18 protein-coding genes and 1 pseudogene are annotated in these 19,921 nt (G+C 59.8%); 5 read left to right on the top strand and 14 right to left on the bottom strand.

Features of this window, described 5'->3' with window-relative positions; all coding sequences use genetic code 11:
* Window positions 1–717, bottom strand: coding sequence for a 4-carboxy-4-hydroxy-2-oxoadipate aldolase/oxaloacetate decarboxylase (locus ACEN83_RS12365; protein WP_495580452.1), 717 nt, complete (start codon window positions 715–717; stop codon window positions 1–3).
* Window positions 714–1,448, bottom strand: coding sequence for a 4-oxalmesaconate hydratase (gene galB / locus ACEN83_RS12360; RefSeq protein ID WP_495580451.1), 735 nt, complete (start codon window positions 1,446–1,448; stop codon window positions 714–716). The genes ACEN83_RS12365 and galB overlap by 4 nt, the downstream gene beginning before the upstream one ends.
* A 157-nt stretch (window positions 1,449–1,605) precedes the next feature.
* On the opposite strand from galB, the gene ACEN83_RS12355 reads away from it, so the two are divergent.
* The gene (locus ACEN83_RS12355) at window positions 1,606–2,817 is read left to right on the top strand and encodes a LysR family transcriptional regulator (protein WP_495580450.1); all 1,212 of its coding nucleotides are present in this window, start codon (window positions 1,606–1,608) and stop codon (window positions 2,815–2,817) included.
* A 95-nt stretch (window positions 2,818–2,912) separates the two neighbouring features.
* On the opposite strand, the gene ACEN83_RS12350 is transcribed toward ACEN83_RS12355, so the two are convergent.
* The 3 genes from ACEN83_RS12350 to ACEN83_RS12340 form a co-directional block, all read right to left on the bottom strand.
* Window positions 2,913–4,160, bottom strand: a complete 1,248-nt coding sequence (locus ACEN83_RS12350; protein WP_495580449.1) for an OprD family porin — start codon at window positions 4,158–4,160, stop codon at window positions 2,913–2,915.
* Between the two features lie 125 nt (window positions 4,161–4,285).
* The gene (locus ACEN83_RS12345) at window positions 4,286–5,548 is read right to left on the bottom strand and encodes a gallate dioxygenase (protein ID WP_495580448.1); all 1,263 of its coding nucleotides are present in this window, start codon (window positions 5,546–5,548) and stop codon (window positions 4,286–4,288) included.
* A gap of 25 nt (window positions 5,549–5,573) precedes the next feature.
* Window positions 5,574–6,911, bottom strand: a complete 1,338-nt coding sequence (locus ACEN83_RS12340) for an MFS transporter (protein WP_495580447.1) — start codon at window positions 6,909–6,911, stop codon at window positions 5,574–5,576.
* A gap of 341 nt (window positions 6,912–7,252) precedes the next feature.
* Between ACEN83_RS12340 and ACEN83_RS12335 the strand changes: the two genes are divergently transcribed.
* Together ACEN83_RS12335 and ACEN83_RS12330 are read left to right on the top strand one after the other, a co-directional pair.
* Window positions 7,253–8,272, top strand: a complete 1,020-nt coding sequence (locus ACEN83_RS12335; protein WP_495580446.1) for an amidohydrolase family protein — start codon at window positions 7,253–7,255, stop codon at window positions 8,270–8,272.
* Between the two features lie 39 nt (window positions 8,273–8,311).
* Window positions 8,312–8,461: pseudogene (locus tag ACEN83_RS12330) on the top strand (MBL fold metallo-hydrolase); the annotation flags it as partial.
* 64 nt (window positions 8,462–8,525) lie between these two features.
* On the opposite strand, the gene ACEN83_RS12325 reads toward ACEN83_RS12330, so the two are convergent.
* From ACEN83_RS12325 to ACEN83_RS12295, 7 genes are all read right to left on the bottom strand, one after another.
* Window positions 8,526–9,524: a 3-hydroxybutyryl-CoA dehydrogenase gene (locus ACEN83_RS12325; protein ID WP_495580445.1), complete on the bottom strand. Its 999-nt coding sequence runs from the start codon at window positions 9,522–9,524 to the stop codon at window positions 8,526–8,528.
* Window positions 9,524–10,630 carry an NAD/NADP-dependent octopine/nopaline dehydrogenase family protein gene (locus tag ACEN83_RS12320; RefSeq protein WP_007971239.1) on the bottom strand — a complete coding sequence of 369 codons (1,107 nt, stop codon included), beginning with the start codon at window positions 10,628–10,630 and terminating at the stop codon, window positions 9,524–9,526. Before ACEN83_RS12320 ends, ACEN83_RS12325 begins: the two co-directional genes overlap by 1 nt.
* A 96-nt stretch (window positions 10,631–10,726) precedes the next feature.
* Window positions 10,727–11,701, bottom strand: coding sequence for an AraC family transcriptional regulator (locus ACEN83_RS12315; protein ID WP_095967115.1), 975 nt, complete (start codon window positions 11,699–11,701; stop codon window positions 10,727–10,729).
* Between the two features lie 85 nt (window positions 11,702–11,786).
* A complete protein-coding gene (locus ACEN83_RS12310) occupies window positions 11,787–13,154 on the bottom strand; it encodes a spinster family MFS transporter (RefSeq protein WP_495580444.1) in 1,368 nt (455 codons plus the stop codon).
* Window positions 13,155–13,314: 160 nt separating this feature from the next.
* Window positions 13,315–14,565 carry an OprD family outer membrane porin gene (locus ACEN83_RS12305; RefSeq protein ID WP_495580443.1) on the bottom strand — a complete coding sequence of 417 codons (1,251 nt, stop codon included), beginning with the start codon at window positions 14,563–14,565 and terminating at the stop codon, window positions 13,315–13,317.
* 638 nt (window positions 14,566–15,203) lie between these two features.
* Entirely contained in the window at window positions 15,204–15,554 is a 351-nt protein-coding gene (locus ACEN83_RS12300) for a BON domain-containing protein (protein ID WP_495580442.1), read from the bottom strand.
* A 214-nt stretch (window positions 15,555–15,768) separates the two neighbouring features.
* Entirely contained in the window at window positions 15,769–16,149 is a 381-nt protein-coding gene (locus ACEN83_RS12295; protein ID WP_495580441.1) for a hypothetical protein, read from the bottom strand.
* A gap of 419 nt (window positions 16,150–16,568) precedes the next feature.
* Between ACEN83_RS12295 and ACEN83_RS12290 the strand changes: the two genes are divergently transcribed.
* Both ACEN83_RS12290 and ACEN83_RS12285 read left to right on the top strand, forming a co-directional pair.
* Complete coding sequence (locus tag ACEN83_RS12290; RefSeq protein WP_495580440.1) at window positions 16,569–17,222, top strand: hypothetical protein; 654 nt, start codon at window positions 16,569–16,571, stop codon at window positions 17,220–17,222.
* A gap of 90 nt (window positions 17,223–17,312) precedes the next feature.
* On the top strand, window positions 17,313–17,519 hold the full coding sequence (locus tag ACEN83_RS12285) for a co-regulatory protein PtrA N-terminal domain-containing protein (RefSeq protein ID WP_116583088.1): 207 nt from the start codon (window positions 17,313–17,315) through the stop codon (window positions 17,517–17,519).
* Between the two features lie 560 nt (window positions 17,520–18,079).
* Here ACEN83_RS12285 and ACEN83_RS12280 read toward each other — a convergent pair.
* On the bottom strand, window positions 18,080–18,676 hold the full coding sequence (locus ACEN83_RS12280; protein WP_495580439.1) for a hypothetical protein: 597 nt from the start codon (window positions 18,674–18,676) through the stop codon (window positions 18,080–18,082).
* Between the two features lie 400 nt (window positions 18,677–19,076).
* On the bottom strand, window positions 19,077–19,826 hold the full coding sequence (locus ACEN83_RS12275; protein WP_007971251.1) for a hypothetical protein: 750 nt from the start codon (window positions 19,824–19,826) through the stop codon (window positions 19,077–19,079).
* Between the last annotated feature and the right edge of the window lie 95 nt (window positions 19,827–19,921).

The following is a 19,921-nucleotide window of genomic DNA, read 5'->3' as shown; positions in this document are numbered from 1 at the left end:
TCAATCTCCGAGGTCATCGAGGCTGTCGACATAGCGCAGGCCTTTTTCCGCGAGCCGTGGGCGCATGTTGTAGATGTCCAGCCCCAACTCGCCCCTGGCCAGGCGCAAGGCCTTCTGCTCCTCCAGGTCGGCGCGGGCACGGCTGGCTTCGACAACTTGCGCGACCTCGCCCCGACGCACGATGACCACGCCATCGTCATCGGCGACCACCACGTCGCCCGGGTTGACCAATTGACCGCCGCACACCAGCGGCAGGTTGACCGAACCGAGGGTCTCCTTGATGGTGCCCTGGGCACTGATGGCACGGGACCAGACCGGGAAGCCCATCTCACGCAAGGTATGGGTGTCACGCACCCCGGCATCGATCACCAGGGCACGCACGCCGTGGGCCTTGAGCGAAGTGGCAAGCAGGTCCCCGAAGTAGCCGTCGGTGCACGGCGAGCTGGGGGCAACCAGCAGAATATCCCCGGGGCGGCACTGCTCCACCGCCACATGGAACATCCAGTTATCGCCCGGTGCAACCAGCACCGTGACGGCCGAGCCGCTGACGACCGTCCCTCGTTGAATCGGGGCAATCGAAGACGCCAGCAGGCCTTTTCGCCCCTGGGACTCGTGGATGGTTGCGACGCCGAAGCGCCCCAGTTCATCGACCAGGGCCTGCTCGGCCCTGGGGATGTTGCGCACGACAACACCGGTTTTTCCGATCAGCTCGCTCATGCCAGATTCTCCGTCACGCGGGGGAAGATGCTCTGGTAGCCCTCGCCATAAACGATGTCGCGGCTGGAGGTGATACCTACGTTGCGCTTGGCCTGGACACCGCGTTGCAGGGCGACGCGCGTGTAGTACTCCCAGAGGTGTTCCTGACCGGCCATGCACTGGATGGCCGCGTACTTCTTGTCCCAGACCGAGGTGATGTCCAGCAACACATCGGGGCGCCATTCGCATTGCTCGGGCTGGTGCGGCTCGAAGCTGTAGACCGGCGGCGCACCGACAATTTTCTCGCCCGGCCTGTAGCCTTCGGCCTGGGCGATGATGCGGGCCTCTTGCGTCAGGTTCATGGCCAGCGGGTGATCGTAGTTGTAAGGGTCTTTCACCGAGTGGCTGAGGACGAACTCGGGCTGGACGCGACGAAACACATCCGCCAGGCGAAACAGGGTGTCCTTGTCGGCACGCATCGGGTAGTCGCCGATGTCAAAGAACTCAACGCTGGCCCCCAGGATATCGGCCGCAGCCTGGGCCTCTTCACGCCGTGCGGTTTTGACTTTCTCTTCGCTCATCTGGCCCTTGCGCCACAGCTTGGCGGACTCGCCGCGCTCACCGAAGGACAGGCAGACGATGTGCACGGCATAGCCCTGTTGCGCATGCAGCGCGATGGCACCGCCCGCGCGCCAGACGAAATCGGCAGAGTGGGCGCTGACGACCAGCGCATTTTTCGGTGACTCGATCATTGCGGATACTCCTCCTGCGTTTCCAACGAGCATCGCATCGCGACCCGCCACAGGAGTAATGCGTTGAAGTGTTGCAGGTATGCGTTTTTTTTATTGCTACTCGATCAAGGCAGCGGCATAGTCCAACCGGAATGACCCTTTGCAGAGCCCACGCACCATGGAAGCCACAGAACTGCCCAGCCTGATGCACGTCCGCGCCTTCGTCCGGGTGGCCGATCACGGGAGTGTTTCCAGGGCCTCTGTGGCGCTGTTTCGCGCTCAGTCAGTGGTGACCCGGTCGATTTCCGAGCTGGAGGCGCGGCTCGACGTGCCACTGTTCGAACGCCACGCCAACGGCATGCGCCTGACCGATTTTGGTGAGCGCTTGCTGCCGCGGGCACGTCGTGTGCTGGCGGAGCTGGACAGCGTGCCGCGGTTGCTGGGTGGCGGGGATAAACGAGCGGTCGAGCCGCTGTACCTGTTCCAGGCCCGGCGCCTGCAAGTGTTCGTCAAACTCTGCGAAACCCGGCACATGCAGACCGTTGCCAGTCTGCTTGGCTTGAGTCAGCCGGCCATCAGCTCGACCATCAAGGTGATGGAAAGCGGTTGCGGCCAACCGCTGTTCGAGCGCACGCCTCGCGGCTTGCAACCCACCCGCGCCAGCCACGAAATCCTCTTTGCGATCCGCCGGGCGCTGAACGAATTGCGCCACATCGAGACCGACATCACCGCTCTGCACGGCACCTTGCAAGGCGTGGTGCAGGTCGGCGCCCTGCCCTTGGGCCGCACCCGGATATTGCCCGAAGCCATGGTACGCATGATGGCCGAACACCCGGGCATCCAGGTGATCACCAACGAAAGTCCGTTTGATCTGCTGGCCACAGAGCTGCGTGCCGGTGACGTCGATTTCGTCTTTGGTGCACTGCGCCCGGAGGCCTACGCCAGCGACCTGGTGGGCGAAGCACTGCTCACGGAAGACATGGTGGTATTGGCGCGGCACGGTCACCCACTCTGTTCGACAGCCGTGTCCCACGATGAACTGGGCGCCGCCCGATGGGTGCTGCCTCGCGCCGGCTCGCCGGCCCGGCAAATGCTCGATGAATGTTTCGCCCGGTTCGGCATTGCGCCGCCCCGGCCTGTCGTAGAAAGCGGCGACATGGCGATCATTCGCGGCCTGTTGTTGCGTTCGGACATGCTCGCTGCCGTTTCCGCCCATCAACTGGAACAGGAGATCGCCTCGGGCGAGTTGTGCATCCTGCCCCTGGAACTGAACCAGACCACCCGGGCTATCGGTCTGACTTATCGCAATGGCTGCCTGCACTCCCCGGTGGCCCAGGCCCTGATGGACATGATTCGCCGGGTGATCCGCGAGCAGGCAGCGCAGGAATGAGGTAACGGCTTCAAAAAAAGATCGCAGCCTTCGGCAGCTCCTACAGGGATATGTGAATATTGGTAGGCGCTGCCGAAGGCTGCGATCTTTTGATTTTACAGCAGGCTGATCGGATAGCTGACGATCACCCGGTTCTCATCGAACTCATTGCTGCTGAAACTCTTGCGAATACTCGAGTTGCGCCATTTGACGTTGAGGTTTTTCAGCGGACCGCTCTGCACCGTGTAGGCCAGTTCTGACTCACGCCCCCACTCCTTGCCGTCGGTGATCGCGCCGGTGTGCACGTTATCGCCGCTGATGTAGCGGTTCATCAGGGTCAGGCCGGGGACGCCAAGGGCGACAAAGTTGTAGTCGTGACGCACCTGCCAGGATTTTTCCCGGGCGTTGTCGTAGCTGCTGTTGTAGCTGTCGTTGGCCAGTGTGCCGCCGCTGGTGCCGTTGACCCGCATCCACACATCGTCGCCGGTGAGTTTTTGCAGGCCGACGTAGAAGGTGTTGCCGCCATACCGGGCCGATAACAGCGCCGAGACGGTACGGTTGTCCAGGTCGCCGGCACGGGCACTGCCATCTTCACTGCCCCAGAAGTAGCCGAGGTTTGCGCCCAAGGTCCAGGCACCCAGGGGCTGACTGTGGACCAGTTGCAGGTATTGCTGCTGATAGATGTCCTTGAGCTCGGCATTCCACAGCCCGATCAACGTGCGTTTGTCGTTGAAGCTGTATTCGCCGCCGACGAAGTTGAAGCGATCAGAGGTGAACGCCGTTTTTCCGTTCATGAACATGTCTTCCATGCTCGCATCGTTGCGCGGACTGTTCTGCCGGAACTGCCCGCCGTACAGGGTCAGGCCGTCGATCTCCTGGGAAGTGACCTGGCCACCACGAAAGGTTTGCGGCAACGAGCGACCGTCGTCGGATCGCAGGATCGGCAACACTGGCATCCACTCCCCAACCTTCAGTTCGGTCTTGCTCACTTTCATTTTCCCGGCCACTGCCAGGCGACCGAAATCATCGGCGGGACGCCCATCGCCATGGATCGGCAACAGCTGAGTGCCGCCGGTGCCCTTGCCGCCATCGAGCTTGACCGAGTAGAGCCCCAGCGCATCCACCCCGAAGCCCACCGGGCCTTGGGTAAAGCCGGAGCGGACGTCGAGAATGAAATTCTGGGTCCACTCTTCGGCCTTGCCTTGCGGGTAGGCCGGGTTGGTGAAGTTGCGGTTGATGTAGAAGTTGCGCAGGTTCAGGTTGGCGCTGGCATCTTCGACGAAGCCTGCAGCGGACGCTTGCAGCGGGAGTCCACAGACAACAGCCAGGGAACAGACGAATCGGTGATCAACGGTGATTTTCATTGTTATTGTTTTCCGATTTTCGGGTAATGAAATGCCCTGCGCCCGCCATAACCGGGCACAGCAGGATCAAGAAGAAAAAGAATGGATAGCGGCCCGGGACGAGCCGCTGCACTAACCGCTAGAAATCAGCGTGGGCCTTTGCCCGCCACCGAGTAGAGCACCTGCTGGTTCCGGGTTTTCATGAAGGCTTCCAGGCTCTGTCCACGCATGGCGGCATAGACCTGCAAGTTGGGAATCCCGAGTACCGCCGCGAGTTTCTCCAGCACGAAGAAGATCGCCCCGTACTGGATCAGCCCGCGCCAGTCACGACGGCGCAACAGATCCCGCTCTTCGTCGCTAAGGCCCCCTTCGTCGAACAACGCTTCCGGCGCCTCGAGAAAACGCTGGCGCCATTGCGGCTCGATCATGCGATGCAGGAACTTGTTCAGGCGATACCCCTTGGCGCTGCGCTCCAGGGTGAATGGATAGGTGCCCTCGAGCTGTTCAATGCCGGCCAACTGGTGCTGCATATGCTGCAGGTGGCGTGCATTGACCTCGGCAGGCACCGCACGGTCCTGGTTTTCCAGCAAAAGAGTCGCGATACCGGTCATGGATGGCAGGTAATAGTCCTGATGCAGATTTTTCACCGTGGCCGACAACGCTCCACGCATGATCAGCCAGGTGATCACCTCCGAGCCTTCCATCCCGCCCAGGGTGGCGTATTCGGCGTGGGTCATCTCGGTCAGGCGCTGCGGGTCGTTGACCAGCAAATCGATGAACTGCTCATCCCACTGCGGGTTGTTGAAACCGCAACGCTCGCCATGCACCTGATGGGACACACCGCCGGTGGCGACAATGGCTACCTTCAGGTCTTCGGGATAGCTTTCAATCGCCCGGCGCAGGGCCTGGCCCAACTTGTAGCAGCGCAATGCACTGGGGATCGGGAACTGCAACACCCCCACTTGCAGCGGCACGATTTGCACCGGCCACGCCGGGTCACAGGGCAACAGCGCCGACATCGGCGAGAAAAACCCGTGGTCCAGCGGCTTGTCGCGGAAGAAGCTCATGTCGAACTCATCGGCCATCAGGCTTTGCCCAATGTGCCGCGACAGCGCGGCATGCCCGCCCACTGCGGGCAGCGAGCGTGGATTGCCGCCTTCGTCGGCGACCTCGTAACGCTCATCGACACCGAGGGAGAACGCGCCATAGTGGTCGAAGAAGAACGACGTCACATGGTCATTGAAGATGTAGAACAGCACGTCCGGCTGTTGCTCCTTCAACCACACCTTGATCGGTTCGAAGCCTGCGAAAATCGGCGCCCAGGCCGCTTCATTCTGTTTATCGTGATCGACAGCGAAGCCGATGGTAGGAGTATGGGAGACAGCGAGGCCACCGATGATGCGTGCCATGATGAGTTCCTGTGTTCGAAAAAGTTTATTGCGCCAGCAGCGCCCGGCTGACCCGGCGCCGTGCAAGACCGTTGGCCAGGATCGCCAGGGCGGCGATGAAGGCCGGCACGCTCAACAGTGCGAACAGCAACGGCAGGCCCAACCCGAGACTGAGCACCGCACCACCGATGAGAGAGCCAAAGATACCGCCGAAACGACCGATGCCGAGCATCCAGCTCACGCCTGTGGCACGGAAATCCGTCGGGTAGTAACCCGGGGCAAACGCGTTGAGGCCCGTCTGCGCGCCGCTCATGCAGAAACCGGCGGCAATCACGCCAAGCGCCAGCAGGCTCGACTCCAGGCTGAAGGCCCCCAGCAGCAGGATAAACACACCACCTAGTGCATAGGAGGTGGCGATCACGCCGTTCGGATTGCGTCGGTCCATGATCCAGCCCACCACGATCGCCCCGACCGTACCGCCGATCTGGAACAGGCCGGTGATGGTGGCAGCGCGCTCGATGGACAGACCGCCTTCGCGCAACAGGGTCGGCATCCAGCCCATGGTCAGGTAGATCACCAGCAGGCCCATGAAATAGGTCAACCACAGCGCCAGGGTGCCGGCCCGATAACGTTCGGTGAACAGCATGCGCACCGGCGCCTTGTTTTGGGCCTGGGGTTCGGCGAGGGTGAAGTTCGTGGCTGGCGAAAATTTGCCCCCCAGCTTGTTCAGTACTTTGGCGATCTGGGCAGCCGGCGCATTGCGCGCTGCCAGGAATCGCGCGGACTCGGGCAGCAACAGCCAGAGGAAAGGCAGCAGCACCATTGGCAGAATGCCACCGGCGAGCAACACCGATTTCCAGCCGTACAGGGGAATCAGCCAGGCTGCCAACAAGCCACCCAGCCCCGACCCCATGTTGAACCCGGTAAACATGATGGTGATGAACAGCGAACGATTGCGCTCCGGCAGGTATTCGGCAAGCAGCGTGGTGGTGTTGGGCATCGCGGCGCCCAGGGCCACACCGGTCAATAGCCGCAAGGCCGCCAGCTCATAGGGGTTACGCGCAAACGCACACGCCAGGCTCAGTACACTGAACCCTGTCACCGCCAACAGCAGCACTTTCTTGCGCCCCACACGATCTGCGTAAGGGCCGGCGGTCAGGGCGCCGATGGCGAGCCCGATCATCCCGGCACTCATGACCGGGCCAAATGCCGCTTTGGACAACCCCCACTCCTGAATCAGTGAAGGCGCAATAAAACCCATGACCGCCACATCCAGCCCATCGAATAGAACAATGAAGAAGCACAGGCTCAAGATGAGCCACTGGTACCCGGCAACCGGTCGGTTGTCGATCCACGCCTTGATGTCGACCGCTTCGTGACTCATGTTTTCACCTTCTTATTTTTGTAGAGATAGCGAACGGCCTGGAGATCGCTGCAGGCCAGAGGCTGCCCGACAGCCGAACGCTGGGCGTGACTTTAAAGCCGCAGTCGTCTGCGCCGCCTCTGGGAAATCCTTAAACGGGTATCTGTTTTTCTTATCGGAGGATTTGTAGCGCCCAGGAGCCCAGTCACATGGAAATGCCCATAACAAAAACCGATACCTGCTTAACGACTTCACAGAGGACGCTTGGGAAGCGCTTGTTCTAAGGTCGACGCAACTGCCTTGACGGCGGTTGCAGTAATGGACGCTCTGTAGCTGCACACACTAAAAACAAGGGTTTGAACATGACCACACATCTCGATGACACGGGCTTGTCCCGCCGCTCGCTGCTCAAGAAAGGTTCCGTCGTGCTCAGCGCCAGCGCCGCGCTTGGCATGCCGGTCCTGAGCCAGGCCTCCCGCAACAGCACCTCGCAGCGCGCAGACAATGAAGGCACCGATCAATCGCCAGGTACGGTTATGGACTCCCAACTACTCAGTCTGCTGTCGCAACCCAAGATCGATTGCCACCATCATGTGATCGACCCTGTCCAATACCCTTATCCGGCTGACTCTACCTACCAGCCGGCAGGCCCTGAGATCGGCCCCGCGGCGTATTACGAACAGGTCATGCAGGCCTATGGGATACGCCATTCAGTGATCGTGCAGCCGACCTCTGCCTATGGCTACGACAACCGTTGTCTCCTGGACACGCTGGCTCGCAACAAGGGCCGTCATAAAGGTGTGGTCGTGGTGCCGAACGACATCTCCAGCGAGACGCTCGCGCAGTACAAGGCGCAGGGTGTCGTCGGTGTGGCGCTCAATGCTGCGCTGCTGGGTCCTGAGCGCTTTCTGAAGATCGACACCCTGATGGGACGCCTGGCCGATCTGGACCTGTATGCCCAGATCCAGGTCAAGGACGATCAGTTGCTTGCGCTGTTGCCGCTGCTGCAGCGCACACGGTCCCGGGTGCTGATCGACCACTCCGGCCGGCCCGATGCCAGCGCCGGCTTGCAGCAGCCGGCTTTCCAGGCATTGCTGTCGCTGGCCGGCAACGGACGGACCTTCGTCAAACTCTCCGGGCTGTCGCAATACTCCAGGGAGCGTTACCCCTTTGCCGATGCCAAGCCATACCAACTGGAACTGCTGCAGGCGTTCACTGCCGAAAACTGTATGTGGGGCACGGATTGGCCGTTCTTGCGCGCACACCAGAACATGGAGTTGGGCACCGTCCTGACAAACTTCGGCGAGATGTTCCCGAATGCCAGCGACCGCCACCAGATACTGTGGGAGACCCCAAAACGCCTGTTCGGCTTTACCGCCTGATCCGCAAGGACCCGGATAAATCAAACTGATGCCGCATGCGATCGCCTGACCTTCGCCGGTGACGCCCTGTTCCCGGCGGCCTTCGACCATCCCGACTGACACAACGGCTTCGAGCACGATCCCAAGGAATCGGTTCGCGTTCGAGTCCGCCTGCTACAGGAAGCGGCGGCGAGCTGTTCGCCATTTCTACGCTATGGCGAAGGTTCCCGCTGCAACCTCGTGTAGTCAGGGCCCGGCATCCGGGCCCTGAGGCTCAGGCCTGCTTCAAGGCGCCATCGAACGCTGGCGTCAAACCCGACAATTGCAGCTTGCGGACAAAATCGCCAAGACGCTGCTGCTTGTAGGCTTCCACGTCCATGTCACGGTAGTCGTAGAAACCCTGGCCATCTCGCAAGCCATTGCGACCGTTTTGCATGTTGTCGGCGATCACCTGTGGCGATTCGAAGCGCGATGACAGCGCTCCACTCAGGTAGCGCGAGGCGTAGTACAAAATGTCGCCGCCGCCCCAGTCGATGAATTCAAGCAGGCCCAGCACCGAGAAGCGCAGCCCGAAACCGACGCGCACTGCGGTGTCGATATCTTCTGCGCTGGCCACGCCCTCCTCCACCATCCGTGCGGCTTCGTTCATCACCAATGCCTGAATGCGCGGCACGATATAGCCAGCCACCGGATTGCACACCACGGGCACCTTGCCGATCCGCTTGAGCAGTTGCAGCAGCCGTTCGACGACCTGCGGGCAGGTCGCTTCGCTGCGGCTGACTTCCACCAGCGGCATCAGGTACGCGGGATTGAGCCAGTGCGCGTTCACGAAGCGCGCAGGCGTGCTGACCATTTCGCTCAACTCGGTGACGAGAAACGTCGACGTCGTCGAGGCGATGATGGTCGACGCCGGGACATGCTCGCTGACCCAGGCGAAGGTCTCCTGCTTGACCGCGATGACCTCCGGCACCGCTTCGAACACCAGGTCGCACTGAGGCAGTGTCGCCGCGGCCCGGGATTTCGATTGCACCGTCAGCCGGGCTATCGCGATGTCCGCCTGATCTCCCTCGAGCACACCAAGGCGTACCAGCATCTGCAATTCGCTGCGGATGTTGTTGCGCACACGCTCGAAGTAGCCGTGCCGTTCCTCCTCGGAGCGATCCTTGATGTCGATGAGGGTGACCGGCAAGCCCGCATGGATGAACGCCAGGGCAATGCCCTCACCCATACGGCCGGCGCCGACCACGCTGACCTGGGGCTGCGCGGCGTTCATCAGTTGTAGCCCTTGGTCAGCAGTTCGGTCATCTGCGCTCGACTCAGTTTGGCCAGACCGAGGTTTTCCAGGGTGCGGCCTTCGGCGTAGAGATCCCGTGCAGCGACGACCGAAGCAATGCTCAGCAGACCCTGCGCGACCGGAGTCGGAACACCGGCCCAGCGACCGACGGACACCAGGAAGGACAGGCCCAGGCGGGTGTCTTCGAGCATGTAGCGGTGCTTCTGCAGGTCGATGTCTTCGCGCCAGTCGCCGCTGTCGGTCAGCTTGCCGTGGGCACCGCGACCGTACATCCACTCATCGCCTTCGGTGGTGTTGTAGTGGTCGGCCAGGGGGAAGTGCGGCGCGCCGTAGGTCAGTGCTTCGCGCACGGCCATGCGCTCGGCATCGAGCTGGTTGGTCACGCGGCGGATCGACGGTTGGGTACCTTCGTTATGAATGTCCCAGGCCTCGAAATGCTCCAGGGGACCGGCGTTCATCATGATCAGCGGCGGATGGATGATCGGGCCTGCGTTCATCAGCGCACCGCTCAGGGCGTCTTCAATCGGCTCGACGCTCGGGTAGGCCTCGCGCAGTACCGCGAAAGCATGCTCGGACAGGTTGCTTGGGAATACGCCGGTTGGCAGGCGGGTGGCGTAACCGCTGATCACCAGGTCGCTGGCGCCATGCTTGCGTACCAGATACGGCAGCGTACCGGTTTCAGCGAAGGCGACCTTGCTCCGATTGCCCGCATCGGCCATGGCCTTGGCGAACACGAAGCTGCCGAAAGTGCCCGGCGGCAGGAACACCACCTGACCGTCGTGCAGGTGCGGCGCAACATGTCTGGCCAGGTCTTCGTGGGAGGTCGACGGCAGCGGGATGATCACCAGTTGCGCGTCGCCCAGGGCTTCGGCCAGGTCGTCGGTGAACGACAGCTTGTCGCCCTGCTGGCCGACGGACAACTGGCGAGTGCCCTTGTAGTCCTTGATGGTCAGGCTGCCGATGGCCAGCAGCTCCTTGAGCGCGGTGGAGTCTCGACGCCACAGGCGGGTCGGGTGCCCCTTTTCAGCCATTTCGACAGCAGCGGCGTAACAGCCGTGACCACCACCCAGTACAGTAATATTCATGCAGATACTCCTTTTTGTCAGTGACTCGATCCTATCGAGCCGCACCGTCGCGCACTTATCCGATTGCGCAGCCGACTGACGGATTGCGCAGGAGTCTCAATGCTTCTGTCGCCGCAGGGTGTCCGACGGCAGACAGCCATAGCGTTGCCGATAAGCGCTGGAGAAATGTCCGAAGCTGTTGATGCCGTGACGCAACAGGATATCGGTGACGGTTTCACCGGCCCTGCCCTGTTTGAGCGACTCGTGGATCACCGCCAGGCGACGGTCACGGATGTATTCGACCGGTGCCTGCTGAAGGAACTGGTTGAAACCGTTTTGCAGGGTGCGCACCGAGACGCCACACAGTTCGCTCAAGGTCGTCAGGCTGATCGGTTCGTCGAGGTGTTCCTCGATGTAGTCACGGGCCTTTTTCACGTGGTGCGGCAGCGGCGCGCGCGAGTCGATCAACAGATCCGCCGAGTAGTTGTGCGGCAGCTGTGTGAGCAGCAGTTGCATCAGGTATTCGGACAAGCCGCTGGCGAGACGCGAACCGTCCACGCCGCTGCCGTACAGCCGGCAGATGTAGTCCAGGGTGTGATAGAGGCTGACGACGCCCGCGCCCAGGTGGTCGACGCTGACATCAAAGATCACCGACTGCCGCAGGCTGCGGCCGAGCAGGCGTTGCAGTTGCGTCTCCAGGGCATCACGGTCGACCCGCAGGATCAGGTTGCGGCACTCGCCATCGGTGACGATGCGGCTTTGCGCGAACGGCGAGGAAACGCTCAGGTAGCCCGACTGCATCGCCGCGCTACGCCGCCCGTGGGCCACTTCGCAGTGCCCCTGCAAGGTAATGCGAAACAGGTACTGATCGGCAATGTCGCCGATGGTGATTTCCACCGGCGCGCCATAGCGCAGGTCGAGCAGCGCCGAATCTCCGAAAAACACCCCGTTGAGCCGAGTGTGGATGGGCTCGTCACGCAGCACGTTAAAGCTGTGGGGGCACAGGTATTGGCTGACCTTGTCCTTGATCTCGCGGTAATCGGCCGAGCTGAGCAGGCTGTGCCGTTCCAGCAGGTGTACATCATTCAACATCACGGGTTCTCCTGTCCTGAAGCACCTCGGCCCCGCCCCCTTCAAAGGGAGCGAGGCCGGGGCGCCGAACGTGGACTATGACCAATCAGGCCCGGGTCGGATACTCCCGGGCATAGCTTTCCCGAAAACGACGGCAGCCACGCCAGAGCAGTAGCACCGTCAACACCGATGCACCGGCGATCACCAGCGACATCGACGACCCCACCGCCGCGGGCGATCCGAAGTAGCGGTCGGTCAACAGCGCCACCAGCGTGGTGCCCAGGCCCAGGCCCAGCAGATTGCTGATCAGCAGGAACACCGCCGAGACCTGTGCGCGCACCTGGTTCGGCGCGAGGATCTGCATCGCCGCCGTGGACGCCGGCATCGGAAACGAAGCGAAGAACATCGCCGGCACCAACAGCGTCACCGACAGCCACAGTTGATCGACTTGCGGGAACAGCACGGCCGGCACCGCCATGCCGAGAGCACCGATGACGCCGGTGCGCATGGCGGCGTCCTGATGACCTTTCTTGGCCAGGTAGTCGGTGAGCCATCCACCGAACAGCACGCCTGCGGTATTGGCCACCAACAGCACGGTGCCGAGCATGTAGCCGGCCTCCATTGGCGACAGGCCGAACTTGCGGATGTACAGCGCCGGGCTCCAGCTCATCATGCAGAACAGGGCCATGGCGTAGAACGAAAAGCCCAGGTAATGGCAGGTGAAGGTGGCACGGTGACGACCGAGGAAACGCAAGCCATCGCTCATCGCAACCTTCTTGGCCTGACCCTGTGCATCGACCTGCAGCCCCTTGCGCGCCGGGTCGCGCACGGTAAGCCAGATCAACAGGCCGACCACGATACCGGGCAGGCCGACAATGAAGAACGCCAGTTGCCAGGCCTTCATCGCACCGAGAACGGCGACTTCGATGGTGTTCATGTCCTTGAGCATCGCGATCACATAGCCACCCACCAGGAAGGCCAGGCCACCACCGACGAACGAGCCGATCGAGTAGATGCCCACGGCGCGGCCAAGTTTTTCCTTGGGGAACATGTCGCTGAACATCGAGTAGGCCGAGGGCGACAGGGCCGCTTCGCCGACACCGACGCCAATGCGGGCGAGGAACATGTGCAGGAAGTTCATGCTCATGCCGCAGGCAGCCGTCGCCAGGCTCCAGAACACCACGCCGACGGCGATGATCTTCGGCCGGGAGAAGCGATCCGCCAGGTAGGCGATGGGCATGCCCATGAAGGCGTAGAACAACGAAAAGGCCAGCCCGTGCAGCAAGCTGAACTGAGTGTCGCTGATCTGCAGGTCGGCTTTGATCGGTTCGATCATCAGCGCCAGGATCTGCCGATCCACAAATGAAAAGATGTAGGCGATCATGCACAGGCCGACCACGTACCACTCGTAAATGTAGGTTTTCTTCTTCTTCTTCTGCTGTTGCAGGACCGCGTTATCGACCTGGATATTCATTAGTGTTTGCTCCTCTTGGAATCCGCTCATGGGCGCAGCGCGCCGGGTGACGGTGCACAGGACACCGACTGGGAAGTTGCGGGGCAGAGGTAAAGGACAAAGGGTTCGAACATGGTCAGGCCTCTTATTGTTATGGGGTCAAACGCCGGGTGGACCGGGCTTACCAGAACTTCCAGGTGTAGGTCGTGGCGAAACGGAATTCGTTGTAGTCGTAGCCGTACTTCTGTTTCACGTCGATGTTGCGCAGGTCCAGCCCCAGGCCTTGCAGCGCCCCGCTCTGCACCACGTAGCTGAGCCCCAGGAAGCGTTCGCTTTCCTGGTTGTCGCTCAGGTTGGCGCCACGGTCCCAATGGGTTCCCTTGATGTAGCGGGTGTAGAGCTTCAGCCCCGGCATGCCCATCCCGGCAAAGTCATAGCTGTAGCGCGCGCCCCAGGACTTTTCATCCGGGCGGACAAACCCCAGGGACGACCAGTGCACCAGATAAGGTTGCGGGATAAACCCGTTCATCGTCGGGAACACGCTCTCACCGAGCATGCGCTGGTAACTGAGGCCAAACATGTGGGCGCCTTTGAGCAAGGTGAACAAGCCACCGTAGGAACGGTTGTCGATCTCACCGTTCAAGGCACTACCATCTTCATTGTTATTGAAGTAGCGCAAGTCGGTCTTGAGTTTGTAGCCATTACCCAAGTCAGCCATATGCATCAGGCCGAAATAGTGCTGCTGATAAATATCGTGCAATACGCCATAAAAATAACTGGCTTGCAGGTTCTTGGTAATGTCGTAAGTGGCGCCGCCGAAGTCCAGGCCGTCACTGTCGAGATTATCGGTGGAGCCAAACTTGTACAGTTTCTCGTGGTTGGAAGATTCCCGTGTCACGGCAGACCAGAACCGGCCACCGGTCATCGTCAATCCATCAACTTCCCTGGACTCGACCACCGCCCCTTGATAGATCGTATCCAGTTGCCGACTGGTGTCATCGTACGCCACCGGCAATTGAGGGCGAAGGTCACCGACCTTCAACTCGGTCTTGCTGTAGCGCATCTTGAAGGTTGCACCGGCGCGACTGTAGTCATCCGCCGTCTGCTGGTCGCTGACGCTGTAAGGCAGCGAACCATCGTTGCCCGATGAATCCAGGCGCACGGCGTATTGCGCATCCACATCAAGGCCGATCGCCAGGGCCGTGTCGGTGTAACCGGACGTAAACTGTGCATCGAACCCCTGAGACCAACTATGCACTTCAGAAACCGGCGCATTGTTATTGGTGTAATTACGGTGCAAGTAGAAGTTACGCGCATCCACTTTCAAGTGACTATCATCGACAACATCGGCATAGGCTGCCAACGGCGAACAGATCATTCCCAATACGCTGGCAATACCAAGCCCACGGTAAGATTGTTTTACCTGAAGCATCTAACTTCTCCACATCTGTATGTGCTGGGCACTGTATTTATAGGAGCAGATTCGAACTAAAAGTTAAAAGTGCCGGCAGCCGAACACCGAGCCTTCTTGCGCACGAAGGCGAATTGCATCAGGGATATAAAGAACGATGGGTTCGAGCATTGTCAGGCCTATTGTTGTTATGGGGTAAAACGCCAGGCGGGCTCAATGCAGCAGCCAGCCAAGACGACACGCCTCTTGTCTACCCAAGGTAAGTCAGTAGGCGCCGCGCCGATATCGAGATGAACAGCATCCGTTGGGGGGAAAACTTCAACCCGGCTAAAGGTTTCCCTTAGTCGACTCAAACGCGCAGGGCACACAGTGCGAGATGGCAAGCCTGTATTGCATAAGCCTTCCTATAGCGAGGTCTGGTTGTTGGATGGGCCCTAAACTAGCGATTGCGCTGCCTGCCAACCTCCCCGATTGCGCAGGCGATTCTCCAATTACGCAGCCTGATGCAGACCCTTGGATGACAGACAGAGAACGGCCAAAGCAGCCAGTCGAAAATGTCCACGAAACCATGGGCGTTTCACTCTGGGGCACACAGGCATTCAGCTTCCCTGCGCTCCCGGTTCCCGACTGGGAGCGCGGCGCCTACAAAGTTGCCATTGTCATTTGTCGTCCATCTTTGTCGACGATTGTGGCCGGCGCTCAGTGCTTTCTTCGGCGTTGGGCGCTTCTGGAAAAGTCCCTGGCGTGAACACATGGGTCTGCAGGTCGCTGGCATCGACTTCGGCGACACCATGAACCGCACGGGCCAGTTCAATGGCCTGTTCACACTGTCTATGAGTGTTGACGCGGCCGCTTAATCCCACAATGCCCGCATGGGTTTTGACATTTATATGCAGGCTAAGGGTCGGATCGGAAAATGCCAGGGCCGACTTCACCCTGGCGGTAATCCATGCATCGTGAACGGCCATTTCCAGACCATGAGAGTAATGCTGGAAGGAGTGAATTTTCATGACTGAACCCTCTCTCGAGTCATCAGACGTATTGTCCATCCCTTTTGCTGTGCTGCCCTCTGCCTGTCAGGTGAACGCTATGGATACCTGATTCGTTTTGGAGCGCTCGCCACACAAACATTGACAGACATTAATTATAGTACGGCCGTTGCCTGCGGTCAGAGCGCTGTCCCCGTGAACGTCCGCCCTGGTCGCTTTGTGCCAGGTGCAATACCTATAGAGCCTCCAAACAGTCCTTGCTTGGCCGATTGCTACCTGTCGCCAGTACCTCATGGGTTGCGCTGCCCCCCTCCCGGGCGGTGCTGACCGCCGTGTTAATGCGAAAAGTTTGCTCAAAAACCTGCACATTTTTATTCTTCAAACCAAAGCCGTGGTCGGGCGCCCTCTCACACCCGCAAACATTGCCGGAGTAATAAGGTGCATTGCACGACGCAATCAACTGTCCGGAATGTGCTTTTTTCGAGGGAAAAATGGCAGTGCATTGACCTGGTTTTTTACCCCGACCAAGGCTTTTTTGATGGCCGATTGGCTTATAACCGCCGATTTTTACCCTGGAATATGGAAAAAAAGACGAAAAAATCGACGGGGCTTTCATGCGCCTCCCGACTCGCCGAAAGCCAGTCATGGTGCTGGCTGCGTCCTCCGGTGATAGCAATATGCGACCAATTTCGGCACTGCCGTTGGTCAGCAAAATTGATCAAAAAATGAACGCAGACGGATTTTTTCGTTCAGAATACGCAACAAGTCACACGGGCTCCGATGCTCAGCTGACTCAAGAAGCGGAAGTTAAACCTCATATAGACGCCCAGTGCGAATGAGGTTTTTTGTTACCTGAAAATGGAACTAACCGAATGTTCAAAAAGTTCATTCGCTAAACTCGCTTTTTTCTTCGCAGCAAAATGCCGCAAGATTAAATAATAGAAATTGCTGGATCCTGACTGCAGTCAGCAACGGATAAATTCAACTAGCCGTGCTGAAGTCATGTTGATCCACTAAGAGTACAAAGAGGTAATCATGGAACTTGGTATACTGACTTCGCCAGCAGCGGAATATATTCGCTTGGGCGTTGTATATTTCCATCTTATCGCCTGCTGCGTGGCAATCGGGCTTGTGTTGACCAGTGACATAGCAATGGTCAAGCAACTCCTGAAGGGGGATGTGTCGGGTCACCATGATGACGCGCATCTGGAAAGCCTTCAAAAAACCGTATCGCTTGCACTTGTAGCGCTTTGGATTACGGGCATTGGTATCGTCGGGATCGATTATGCCGGCAAGGGGATGGAATATTTCCTCAATCCAAAGTTGCAAGCCAAAATCGGCATCGTTGTGCTGTTGACCTTTAATGGTTTCCTGTTGCATAGCGCTGTATTGCCGGCACTGAAGAAAGCCGGTTCGATACTCAAACTTTCCTTCAACCTGCGCATGCTGGCGCTGTTTTCCGGCGCGCTCTCTGGTGTGTCGTGGTTCTATGCCGCCATGCTCGGTGTCGGTCGTCCGCTGGCCTGGAAATACTCGCTGGTCGAGTTGCTGGCAGCCTATCCGGTTCTCATCGTCGGTGGCTTTGGAATGATGGTGCTGCTCACCGTCTGGGCGAAAAACAAAAACGCTGAAGGCCGTATGGAGCAAGGCACCTGGGGAACCGGAAACGCCGCTCTGGCTGGCTGGTGAAGCCAGGTTGAACAAGCCCGTTCAGCCTTTGCCAATGAATTCCGTTTTTAACTGTTTACCCATCTCACTTTCTCACTTGAGGATATCCAAATGAAATCCATGAAAGCTCTCTTCGTCATCGCCGCTCTGACCGCTTCTTCTCTGGCGATGGCCACCGGTGGTGGTGACAAGACATTCAATCGCATGGAATCGGCCCGCAAGGTCTCGATGGAAGCCTTCCAGGTTGCGCAGAAGCAGAAGGCTGAAGCCGCTGTAGCTCAAAGCAAGGCCAAGGCAAGCAATCGCACCAACGGCTGATCGGTGTAGCGCGACCGCGCAACACGATGGCAAAAAAGGGACTTCACGGAATCCCGGGGCACACAAACAACGAAATATCCGTGTAGGAGCTGCCGCAGGCTGCGATCTTTTGATCTTGATCTTCAGCAATCTTCTGATCGCAAAAGCAAGATCAAAAGATCGCAGCCTGCGGCAGCTCCTACAGGTATCGGTGTTCCTCGCCATTACGTGAACGACCAAAAAAAGTCGCAAACCCTGCAGGGTTTGCGACTTTTTTTCGTCGGGACGTTTTCTATGGATATGCCTGACGTTGTGTAGCGTGCAGGCCTAGTTCTGTGCCTCGACCACGTCGACATCCGGGGCGTCTGGAGCGTCCGGGGCATCCGCCACATCCTCTCTGGCTGCCCTCTTCTCGGCCTTGGCCGCCTCTCTGGCCGCGTTCGCATCAGCTTTGGCGTCGTTCCGGGCAGCATCTGCAGCAGCCCGGGCTGCATCTCTGGCTGCATCGGCGTCTGCCTTGGCAGCGTCCCTGGCGGCATCTGCAGCGGCCCTCGCAGCATCTCTGGTGGCATCTGCACCCGCTACACCTGCAGCTTTTGCAGCGTCACGGGCAGCATCCGCCGCCGCTCTGGCGGCATCTCTGGCTGCGTCTGCATCCGCTCTCGCGGCATCCCGGGCTGCGTCTGCATCTGCTCTGGCAGCGTCCCTGGCTGCATCTGCGTCATTTTTGGCCGCGTCCCTGGCTGCATCTGCGGCATCGTTGTCAGCCCTGTTGGCCTTGTCAGCTCTATCAGCTCTATCAGCCTTATCGGCTCGATCAGCCTTATCGGCCTTATCGCCACGTGCATTGCCTGGGCCTGCGTTTCCGGCAGCACCACCATGGTCAGCGTCGCCGCGCCCCATGCCGCCATGTCCTGCGCCACCGTCACCGCCACCATCGCCATGGCCACCGCCAGCGTTACCGCCTGCGCCATTACCACCGTGACCACCGCCTCCGGAGCCTCCATTGCCGGAGCCACTGCCACCACCGTTACCACCACCGTTGCCGCCAGCGCCGCCGCCGTGGCCGCCTCCGCCGTCACCACCATGACCGCCGCCTCCGGAGCCACCGCCGCCACCACCGTGACCGCCACCGCCTCCGTTACCGCCACCACCACCGCTGCCGCCATCTTTGGCATGCACGCTGGAGAAGCTACCGACGTAATCGGGCACCAGCACAGTCGATGCAGACAGGACTGCGCCAATTGCCAGGGCCAACAAACATTTTTTGAGAAGCATGATGCACCTCCGCTTGGAGTTGCGTAGTCATGTCCGTATCGAACGCAATGTCCAGTGAGTTCCCGGCCGCCCATTGGAGCGGCCAGCCAACCGGCACGGCCATTAATTTGCAGCAAAAACAAGCATCTGCGGTTCCGAACGATCCTTCAGAGCCAGTCGGCATCAGAGCGTGGGAAATATTCCCACATATTTAGATTAGGCCTGTAAGCCCCTGTGTCAACGACCGAACATCAGGACTGCAGCAGGCGCAGGCCCGGGTTGAGGCGACGAAACCCATCAGGGCCGGGAAACAGGCGGGTATCAGTAGGTGTGGGTAAACACCAGTCCAGCCTCGCCATCCGGGCTGGCATCGGAAAAACCCTTGACGGCATACAACTGAAACTTCCAGTTCTGATTGAGCTTGTGGGTGAGGAAGAGAGTGAGTTCCTTGATCTGGTCGCCCGTGGAGACGACCTTTTGCCGCCAGTCGTAGGACACCCCCGCCGTGGTGCGCGCGAACACGGGCATGGCGAAACCGAGGCCGGCGAATATCGGGTTGTCGAAATCGGAGCCCGACGGATCGCCGTATTTTTTCCAGCCCAGGGTGGCGAACCCGGTCACCCGGCCGAAGGCCTTGGCGACATCGACCTGGGCGGAGTAGTCGGTTTTGCCGGTGCCCAGACACTTGTCTTCGTCGGCGGTGGGCAACTTGACCTTGCCGATCAGGTCCACGAACAGCCCGCCAATGTTGCCGTCAAGCACGGCATAGTCGGCACCGGCGACAGTGTCGCCCAGACCGCTTTCCACTTTGCCGCAACCGCCGGGCAACGGCTCACCGTCAGGGCCCACCGAAGGATTGGTGATGCGCAACCAGGGCACAGTGAGCTTGTAGGTCATGGGACCGGTTTCGTATTTGCCCACCAGCGGGACGTACCAGGTTTCGGAAGTAGTGCCGGTGCCATAATCGCCCCGGGAGTAGTCGGTTCCGATCGAGGTCGAGAAGGTATCGGCCAGGGCCGGCAAGGCCAGGCTGGCCAGCCAACCGATGAGCAGGATGCGCTTGGGGTCCATGTTCACCTCGTGTCTTGCGTCATCGAAGTCCACACGCAGGCTTTGTTGCGTGACTTACACAGCCTAGTGACTTATGGCGCAAGTGCATCATGCCT

Source organism: Pseudomonas sp. Pseusp49 (genome assembly GCF_059491875.1).
Note: the sequence above shows the minus strand (reverse complement) of the source record. Positions and strands in the feature narration are given on the sequence as shown.

Excerpts from the sequence above, each read along its gene's own strand:
- ACEN83_RS12365 (WP_495580452.1), bottom strand. The coding sequence starts at position 717 with ATGAGCGAGCTGATCGGAAAAACCGGTGTTGTCGTGCGCAACATCCCC.
- galB (WP_495580451.1), bottom strand. The coding sequence starts at position 1,448 with ATGATCGAGTCACCGAAAAATGCGCTGGTCGTCAGCGCCCACTCTGCC.
- ACEN83_RS12355 (WP_495580450.1), top strand. The coding sequence starts at position 1,606 with ATGGAAGCCACAGAACTGCCCAGCCTGATGCACGTCCGCGCCTTCGTC.
- ACEN83_RS12350 (WP_495580449.1), bottom strand. The coding sequence starts at position 4,160 with ATGAAAATCACCGTTGATCACCGATTCGTCTGTTCCCTGGCTGTTGTC.
- ACEN83_RS12345 (WP_495580448.1), bottom strand. The coding sequence starts at position 5,548 with ATGGCACGCATCATCGGTGGCCTCGCTGTCTCCCATACTCCTACCATC.
- ACEN83_RS12340 (WP_495580447.1), bottom strand. The coding sequence starts at position 6,911 with ATGAGTCACGAAGCGGTCGACATCAAGGCGTGGATCGACAACCGACCG.
- ACEN83_RS12335 (WP_495580446.1), top strand. The coding sequence starts at position 7,253 with ATGACCACACATCTCGATGACACGGGCTTGTCCCGCCGCTCGCTGCTC.
- ACEN83_RS12325 (WP_495580445.1), bottom strand. The coding sequence starts at position 9,524 with ATGAACGCCGCGCAGCCCCAGGTCAGCGTGGTCGGCGCCGGCCGTATG.
- ACEN83_RS12320 (WP_007971239.1), bottom strand. The coding sequence starts at position 10,630 with ATGAATATTACTGTACTGGGTGGTGGTCACGGCTGTTACGCCGCTGCT.
- ACEN83_RS12315 (WP_095967115.1), bottom strand. The coding sequence starts at position 11,701 with ATGTTGAATGATGTACACCTGCTGGAACGGCACAGCCTGCTCAGCTCG.
- ACEN83_RS12310 (WP_495580444.1), bottom strand. The coding sequence starts at position 13,154 with ATGAATATCCAGGTCGATAACGCGGTCCTGCAACAGCAGAAGAAGAAG.
- ACEN83_RS12305 (WP_495580443.1), bottom strand. The coding sequence starts at position 14,565 with ATGCTTCAGGTAAAACAATCTTACCGTGGGCTTGGTATTGCCAGCGTA.
- ACEN83_RS12300 (WP_495580442.1), bottom strand. The coding sequence starts at position 15,554 with ATGAAAATTCACTCCTTCCAGCATTACTCTCATGGTCTGGAAATGGCC.
- ACEN83_RS12295 (WP_495580441.1), bottom strand. The coding sequence starts at position 16,149 with ATGAAAGCCCCGTCGATTTTTTCGTCTTTTTTTCCATATTCCAGGGTA.
- ACEN83_RS12290 (WP_495580440.1), top strand. The coding sequence starts at position 16,569 with ATGGAACTTGGTATACTGACTTCGCCAGCAGCGGAATATATTCGCTTG.
- ACEN83_RS12285 (WP_116583088.1), top strand. The coding sequence starts at position 17,313 with ATGAAATCCATGAAAGCTCTCTTCGTCATCGCCGCTCTGACCGCTTCT.
- ACEN83_RS12280 (WP_495580439.1), bottom strand. The coding sequence starts at position 18,676 with ATGCCAAAGATGGCGGCAGCGGTGGTGGTGGCGGTAACGGAGGCGGTG.
- ACEN83_RS12275 (WP_007971251.1), bottom strand. The coding sequence starts at position 19,826 with ATGGACCCCAAGCGCATCCTGCTCATCGGTTGGCTGGCCAGCCTGGCC.